This window comes from Pseudomonas sp. ANT_H4 (assembly GCF_008369295.1).
In the GTDB taxonomy this organism is placed as follows: Bacteria; Pseudomonadota; Gammaproteobacteria; order Pseudomonadales; family Pseudomonadaceae; genus Aquipseudomonas.
In genome coordinates, this window is record NZ_VOBG01000060.1 from 1 (window position 1) to 2,782 (window position 2,782).

The 2,782-nt window shown below is 50.9% G+C and carries 2 protein-coding genes and 1 pseudogene; 1 reads left to right on the forward strand and 2 read right to left on the reverse strand.

The genetic code is table 11. The features are described 5' to 3' along the window. Positions 1-155: 155 nt before the first annotated feature. Positions 156-374 carry a DNA-binding protein gene (locus FQ182_RS29410; RefSeq protein WP_149415338.1) on the reverse strand — a complete coding sequence of 73 codons (219 nt, stop codon included), beginning with the start codon at positions 372-374 and terminating at the stop codon, positions 156-158. A gap of 88 nt (positions 375-462) precedes the next feature. On the opposite strand from FQ182_RS29410, the gene FQ182_RS29415 reads away from it, so the two are divergent. Beyond that, on the forward strand, positions 463-1,878 hold the full coding sequence (locus FQ182_RS29415) for a helix-turn-helix domain-containing protein (protein ID WP_149415339.1): 1,416 nt from the start codon (positions 463-465) through the stop codon (positions 1,876-1,878). 90 nt (positions 1,879-1,968) lie between these two features. Here the strand turns inward: FQ182_RS29415 and FQ182_RS29420 are convergent. Further along, positions 1,969-2,655 (reverse strand): annotated as a pseudogene (locus tag FQ182_RS29420) (site-specific integrase); the annotation flags it as partial. Positions 2,656-2,782 lie beyond the last annotated feature (127 nt).

The following is a 2,782-nucleotide window of genomic DNA, read 5'->3' on the forward strand; positions in this document are numbered from 1 at the left end:
CAATTATATCCATCGATAACACCCCAGATTCTCCGGCCGAAAGACCGGATGGTTGCACACCCCGGGGTGGAAACTATTGGACGCTGTTTACCCCGGAAATCTGGAAAGTTTTGCACGCTGATTAACAATGAAGCCTGCACTGACACGGGCTGGTCTTATGCTTCGTCGATAAAGCGGGCTATGCCGGTGACGCGGAAATAGACGCGACGACCAATCTTGATCCTGCATGGCTTTAGGTTTCGGGCGATTTCATTGTCCCCCGATAATGTAATGCGTAAGCCCTCAGGGCTGCGGTGAAGAATCTCGGCTACCTGTGCTAGTGAGAGCAGGGGAGAGCCGCCATTGCTGGTAAGAATCAGTTCTTCAGTTGTCATGTTCATGTGCCTACTTGAGTAATGTAGATGGAACATTACGAGTAACTACGCTTAGAATGAGATGAGTATTTTTAACTTTTAGGTTGACATGGCGCGCCTCGATTACCTGCCACACCTGCTGAGTGTCTATGGTCATGACTCTCGTTGTTCGAGTCAGTTTGCGATGGGCTACAGCACAGTAATAGCGGGCCTGACGGCCTCTTCAAGCTTAACGTCCAGGCGATATCCAATCTGGCCGTTGGTAAGAGAAAATTTGGATGAGCTTTTTGAAGGCTGCATTGCTAGCTACGAAGGCGTATGGGCCAAGAGTTTGCTGGAGGGGGCTTGTCTTTCAGAAATGGCACAGCGGGCGCCACTTTTCTCGGCAGCGCCCTACATTGAGTCCTCCGGCGGCAACAGTGGCGTACTGACTGCAGATGTAGTTGCTAATGACGTTGTAGTGACTAAGCCAGAACATATGCCAGAAATTGACTGGCAGCTTCTGAACCTTGAGCGCTGGGATTCAAACATAAGGTTTGCAATTCGCAGCTTGCTTGATTCAAAAGGTGCGCTGCCCACAGGTGCTGAGTTCTTATGCGGTGCTCTGGAGTCTGTGCGTGATCTGTTCCGATTGATGCGTCATTTTAGGCCTAACCGCACCAAGGCCTTGAGGAATTTCGATGTTCTTGTAGATGACCGAACTCGACCACAAGGGGGCTCATTTTGTGAGCTTTGTTGGCGGGATAGCATCAGGTCTAACAGATTGCAGGAGATTGAAGCCAAAGAACGACATGAAGTTGGTAATGTTGTCCGCTCGGGACACTTTACAGACGATGAGCAGGATGCAAGGGGAGCAGAGGCTTGGAAATTAGAAAGAAGTTTGCAGCTTCCTCGGTCATGTACTTTGATATCGAAGGCAGAAATTACAAAGCTCCATCTTATTTTTGAGCGTTTTCGAATCGAGAGAATTGTGGCCGGGAATCTCAGTAACCGATATTGCCGCATCCACAAGCCAGGTTCCCCAAAATACCATGCTGACTTACGCTACAAGGCTGCGTTTCAAAGCCACCTTTCTGCTCTGACAGGAGTCAATAAATCCGAGTTTGCGTTTAATTTTCGACTTCCCGACGCTGCTGATGCCCAGGAAGTGAGGAAGGTTGCCTATGACCAAGTGCATTCAGGTCTACATTCCATTAGGTCAGGTAAAGTTTCCTCATTGGGGCTGCGCGAAAAAGTTTGGCTTATGTACAAAGAAGGGTTAAGCCAATCCGAAATGGCGCGGAGGTTAGGGATATCACGACAGGCGATATCAAAGGCCAAGAAAAGCCTAGAGTTATTGATGAATACTCACCATGCGGGTAGCTACATCAATCCGCTAACAGGCGAGGCGCAGGTGCCAGAGCTCATCCGAGATGCGATAAGGGATGCCATGATGCGAGGTATATCGATCGCAGTTATTGCTAAAGAAGTGGGGCTTAGCAAAGGCACAGTCGATGGATTGGTGCGTCTGATAGGGAAGAACTAGGCCAATATGTGTCAGTGTAAGTCGCTTTTGGCCCGGCGGATTTTCAGGCGGGCCAAAAGTGGCTGAAGTTCTTTGTGACGGACAATGGGGTCAGGAGTGCCGTGCCTCCAGTTTATCTAGCTTACCCACAAGGTCTTCAGCTCTCAGGTGCGTGTAGCGCTTCAGCATCTGCATTGATTTGTGCCCGCTTATCGCAGACACCTCCTGATCAGAAAGGCCGCCTTCTACCAGTCGGCTGACTGCTTCATGGCGAAGATCATGAAAGCGCAGGTCAGGCATCCCTAGCTGGGTCTTCAGTTTGCCCCAGGTTTTGGTAAAGGCATAGGCGCTGCGCTTACCCTCTTTGCCAGGTTCCCCAAAAAATACCAGGTCGCAATCGATTGGGCGAATTGGATTGTTCATCGCCACTTGGAAGGTGTCAGTGGCTAATCGGGTCAGTGGCACAGTGCGGGCGCTATCGTTTTTCGTGTCAGAGAGGCGTACCACGCGCTTTGTCAGGTCAACCTGATGTCGGCGCAAGGATGTTATCTCCGACGAGCGCATGCCGGTCTCTAAGGCGATTCGAACGATCCAACCAAGCATGGGATTGCTGTGAGCATTCACTGCGGCTAGCAATCGGCGTTCTTCCTCTGTAGATAAACGCCGGTCTCGGCCTTCACCTGGGCTTGGCTTACGGATGTTCAGGACAGGGTTGAAGCTCAGCCCCAACCCCCACTCCTGAATCGCTACGGTGTATAGGTGGCTTAGAAGTGCGAGCTCCAGGCGCACAGTGTTGTTGTGAACGAGCCCCATGAAAGACAGGACACCGTTTCCCCCTTACGATAAGGGATAGGCAAACGGTTATGTTTATGACTAATAGCAACGATAAGAGTGGTGAGCTTTTGGGTCAGGAGCGGCGGCGCCG